We start from the raw sequence: 4852 nt of genomic DNA on the forward strand, positions 1-4852 counted from the left end.
CGCGGAAAAAGGTCAACACGTCTGGATCTTCGGTCTGCATGATGTCGTATTGCGCCAACTGCTCTTTCATCGATAGGCCCAGTACGGTGCGGGCATCATTGTGCAGCAAGCCAGCGCGGTCGAGCTCACCCAAAATCGCCATGACGCCACCTGCTCGGTGGACATCTTCCATGTGGTATTTTTGCGTCGACGGCGCCACTTTACATAGGTGAGGCACTTGGCGTGACAGACGGTCGATGTCTTCCATATCAAAGTCCACTTCACCCTCTTGCGCCGCCGCAAGCAGGTGCAAAATGGTGTTGGTGGAGCCGCCCATGGCGATGTCGAGCGCCATGGCGTTTTCAAACGCGTCAAAGGTGGCAATGTTGCGCGGCAGGGCAGATTCGTCCTCTTGCTCATAGTAGCGGCGAGTCAACTCGACAATGCGCTTACCGGCATTGATGAACAGCGCCTCGCGATCGGCGTGTGTGGCCAGCATCGAACCGTTACCCGGCTGAGAAAGACCGAGGGCTTCGGTGAGACAGTTCATCGAGTTGGCGGTAAACATGCCTGAGCACGAACCACACGTTGGACAGGCACTGCGCTCAATCTGCTCACTTTGCTCGTCGGAGACTTTAGGGTCAGCACCTTGGATCATCGCGTCAACCAAGTCGAGCTTGATCAGTTGATCAGACAGCTTGGTTTTGCCCGCTTCCATTGGTCCGCCCGAGACGAAAATCACCGGAATATTGAGGCGCATTGAAGCCATCAGCATTCCCGGTGTGATTTTGTCACAGTTGGAGATACACACCATGGCATCCGCGCAGTGGGCGTTGACCATGTACTCCACCGAGTCGGCGATCAGCTCACGAGAAGGCAGCGAGTAGAGCATGCCGCCGTGACCCATCGCAATGCCATCATCGACCGCGATGGTGTTGAATTCTTTGGCAATACCGCCTGCTTTCTCAATTTCGCGAGCGACCAGTTGGCCCATGTCTTTGAGGTGAACGTGACCGGGAACAAACTGAGTGAACGAGTTCACTACGGCGATGATCGGTTTACCGAAATCTTCATCTTTTACCCCAGTTGCGCGCCAAAGTGCACGAGCACCGGCCATGTTACGTCCGTGAGTGGTGGTGGCGGATCTGTATTTAGGCATTTTGCATACTTCCTTATTTTGCTGCGTCTGCGGGGTAAACGTAATCTAACCAGCCCCACTTATCTTCAGTGGTGCCGTTGAATAGGCCAAAGTAGGCCGTTTGAAGGGCTTGAGTGATAGGGCCTCGGCGGCCACAGCCCACTTCGATTTTATCAATGGTTGCGACGGGAACGACTTCCGCTGCGGTGCCGGTCATAAAGACTTCATCGGCAAGGTAGAGCGCTTCACGCGCAATGTTGGCTTCGCGGACTTCATAACCCATGTCACGCGCGAGCGTCATGATTGAATCACGGGTAATGCCAGGCAAAATCGCACTGGTGGCCGGTGGAGTGGTGATCACGCCATTTTTGATGACAAAAATGTTCTCACCCGCCCCTTCAGACAGGTAGCCATCGACGCTCAACGCGATCCCTTCATCGTAGCCGTGACGACGGGCTTCACCGCCAACTAACAAGGAAGAGAGGTAGTTACCGCCCGCTTTTGCTGCGGTTGGGATGGTGTTCGGTGCGGCGCGATTCCAACTGGAAATCATGGCATCAACCCCTTTCTCTAGCGCTTCTTCACCTAGATAAGAGCCCCAAGGGAAGGCGGCGATGATGAGATCCATTTCCGTATCCGCGGGCGGGCAAACGCCCAAGCCGACGTTGCCGACAAAACCGAGTGGACGGATATAAGCGTTATCAAGCTTATTTTGGCGCAGGGTTTCGCGGGTCGCTTCCATTATTTCATCGATGCTGTAAGGAATTGGGAAACGGTAAATTTTGGCGGAGTCTTTGAGACGCTGCGCGTGTTCGCGGTGACGGAAAACAATCGGCCCTTTAGGCGTGTTGTAGCAGCGCACGCCTTCAAACACGGAGGTGCCATAGTGCATCGCATGGGTCAGCACGTGCACATTGGCTTCGGCCCAAGGGACCATCTCGCCGTTGAACCAGATGTAGTCTGCGGTTTTTGTTGCCATGATTGCCTTCCTTATGCGCAAATTTGTTGTTGTAGGTTATTGTTTGGCAATGCGTCATTCGCAATTTGTGTCACTTCGACACTGCGCACGTCCCACAGTTTTTCAATCTGATTGGTGAGAAATGAAATGGGGCGATCGCTGTCGACGATGATCTCTACGCTGGCGATTTTGCTGGAGTGGTTTTGCGTACCGGCCACCTGTTTGACCACAAAGCCACGATGACGAACCACGCGAAGGACACGCTCAAGCAGTACCGGTTTATCATCGGCTTTAATATCAATTAAGTATCTTTCCATGTTAAGTGTTCTCCAGCATATCGTTGTTGGACGCGCCCGGTGGAACCAGCGGCCACACGTTTTCTTCTTCATCGATAAGGACATGCAGTAAGTACGACGTCTCGCTTTCAAGCATCTCTTTTAGCGCAGGGCCGACTTCTTCTTTGCGGCTGATGGTTTTACCCGGAATGTCGAACGCTTTCGCCAACATAACAAAATCAGGGTTGTCATCCAGAATGGTTTCACTGTGGCGGCCATCAAAGAACAGCGATTGCCATTGACGCACCATGCCGAGGCGTTGGTTGTTGAGCAGCACAATTTTCACCGGGATCTGACGACGCTTTAACGTGCCCAGTTCCTGAATGTTCATCATAAATGAGCCATCACCGGTGACCAGAATCGATTGATCGCCCGGTCTGGCTACGGCGGCGCCCATAGCTGCCGGTAAGCCAAAGCCCATAGTGCCAAGACCGGCTGAGGTGATGAAGTTTTGCGGCTCGCGCGGCTGGATGTGCTGTGCCGCCCACATTTGGTGCTGGCCAACATCGGTCGAGACGATGCTGCTGTCAGGCATCATATCCGATAAGGTTTTCAATAAGCCCGGCGCGTAAATCAATGAACCTGGATGGTCATAGCGCCACTTAAAGCCACTGCGTAAGCTCTCGCTGTGTTTCACCCACGGTGTAATGTCTTGAGACAATTCGAGCTGAGAGAGCGCAACGCCAATTTCACTGCGAACAGGCGCATTGGCTTGGCGTAGCTTGTGGATTTCGGCGGCGTCGATATCGATATGAATCACTTTGGCGTTGGGCGCAAAGGTATCGAGTTTGCCGGTCACGCGGTCATCAAAACGGGCGCCGACGGCAATCAACAAATCACACTCTTGCACAATCAAGTTGGCGGCTTTGGTGCCGTGCATGCCAAGCATGCCTAAGTAGTGTGGGTCATGACGTTCAATTGTCCCTAAGCCTTTAAGTGTGCTGACCGATGGCATCGGGTTGAGGCGCAAAAACTCGCGCACGGCACCCGTGGCATGACCAAGTTGCACACCACCACCGACGTATAATACGGGGCGGGCACTGTGTGACAGCAGATCTTGTGCTTTGGCAATCTCATCAGCGCTGGCGCGTGGCATGGCAGGTGGAGTGAAAGAAGAAAGAACAGAAACCGGCGCGTTGGCCAGTTGGACATCTTTGGCAATATCGACAATCACAGGGCCCGGGCGGCCGGTTTTAGCGACTTCAAATGCCTCGGATAAGGTCGGTGCCAGTTCGTTGATGTCGGTCACTAGGTAGCTGTGCTTGGTACACGACAGCGACATGCCAATCACATCCATCTCTTGGAACGCGTCGGTGCCGATGTGTGAACTGGCGACCTGTCCGGTGATCGCCACCAGTGGAATGGAGTCCATAAAGGCATCGGCAAGGCCAGTGACCAAGTTGGTGGCTCCCGGTCCTGAGGTTGCCATACAGACGGCCACTTCTTGAGTGGCTCGCGCCATTCCAATGGCGGCCATTGCGGCGCCTTGCTCGTGTCGACACAAAATGTGCTCAACACCGCCATCATAAAGGGCATCGTAAATTGGCATGATGGCCCCGCCGGGGTACCCAAAGACGGTTTGGATGCCTTGCTGTTTTAATGCGGCTACGACTAACTCTGCACCAGTCATCAAAGGCCTCCTTGTGTCTTGTGACTGCGAGTGGCTTGGCAGTCTTGTTGTGTTGCTTTGCACGTCATGTGCGCTCCCATTCTTCCTGCAGTTCTTAATGATGAACTGTCTAACGCTTAAAATTCTGCCATCCCATAGGTTGAAAAAAACCCCCGGACTTTTCAGTGCGGGGGTTTTTTAGAATCTGTGGTTATTTTTCGCCCACCATCCCCCGCGCGGAATCAATAATGACCACGATAATCAGGGCTAGCAGTGAAGTGAAGCGGGCGTTGAAATTCATATTTAATTATTTACGTTGATGTTGTGTCGCCATTCGTACCAATCGCGCATTTCACTGGTTCTGCTGTTTGTGCAGTTTTGGTTACGTGCGTCGGCTTAATTTCGTACGAAATTGATTGCGTCACTAGTGGTAACATAGAATTCCGTTACATGACAAGCAAAAAGTCATTCTTTTTTCACATTCCCGTTGCTTCTCTACACGCTATATAACATCACGCCTAGTCAATTCAATCAGAGAGTACACATGAGTTTAGCCGTGATTCATAGCCGCGCATCGGTGGGGGTCGAAGCCCCGCCGGTAACGGTGGAAGTCCATATCAGCAATGGGATGCCCGGGTTTACCCTAGTGGGGCTGCCGGAAACCACCGTCAAAGAGTCACGAGATAGAGTGCGCAGCGCCATCATCAACTCTCGGTTTGAATTTCCTGCCAAGCGAATTACCGTCAACCTCGCGCCTGCCGATCTGCCTAAAGAGGGCGGCCGCTTTGATTTGCCGATCGCGCTCGGGATTTTGGCGGCCTCAGACCAGATCC

At 53.2% G+C, this 4852-nt stretch carries 5 protein-coding genes; 1 reads left to right on the forward strand and 4 read right to left on the reverse strand.

The features are described 5' to 3' along the window. The 4 genes from ilvD to ilvG all read right to left on the reverse strand — a co-directional run. A partial coding sequence (ilvD, locus tag AC6R1O_RS17690; RefSeq protein WP_500657519.1) for a dihydroxy-acid dehydratase occupies positions 1-1138 on the reverse strand: 1138 nt, incomplete at its 3' end. A 13-nt stretch (positions 1139-1151) separates the two neighbouring features. Beyond that, positions 1152-2096, reverse strand: a complete 945-nt coding sequence (gene ilvE / locus AC6R1O_RS17695; protein ID WP_500628979.1) for a branched-chain-amino-acid transaminase — start codon at positions 2094-2096, stop codon at positions 1152-1154. 11 nt (positions 2097-2107) lie between these two features. After that, on the reverse strand, positions 2108-2392 hold the full coding sequence (gene ilvM / locus AC6R1O_RS17700; protein WP_334555508.1) for an acetolactate synthase 2 small subunit: 285 nt from the start codon (positions 2390-2392) through the stop codon (positions 2108-2110). Position 2393: 1 nt separating this feature from the next. Then, positions 2394-4040, reverse strand: a complete 1647-nt coding sequence (gene ilvG / locus AC6R1O_RS17705; protein ID WP_500628978.1) for an acetolactate synthase 2 catalytic subunit — start codon at positions 4038-4040, stop codon at positions 2394-2396. Positions 4041-4563: 523 nt separating this feature from the next. On the opposite strand from ilvG, the gene AC6R1O_RS17710 reads away from it, so the two are divergent. Beyond that, the coding region (locus AC6R1O_RS17710) for a magnesium chelatase domain-containing protein (RefSeq protein ID WP_500657520.1) at positions 4564-4852 on the forward strand (289 nt) is incomplete at its 3' end.

This window comes from Vibrio sp. R11-SG3-ISO3-SZ (assembly GCF_059834345.1).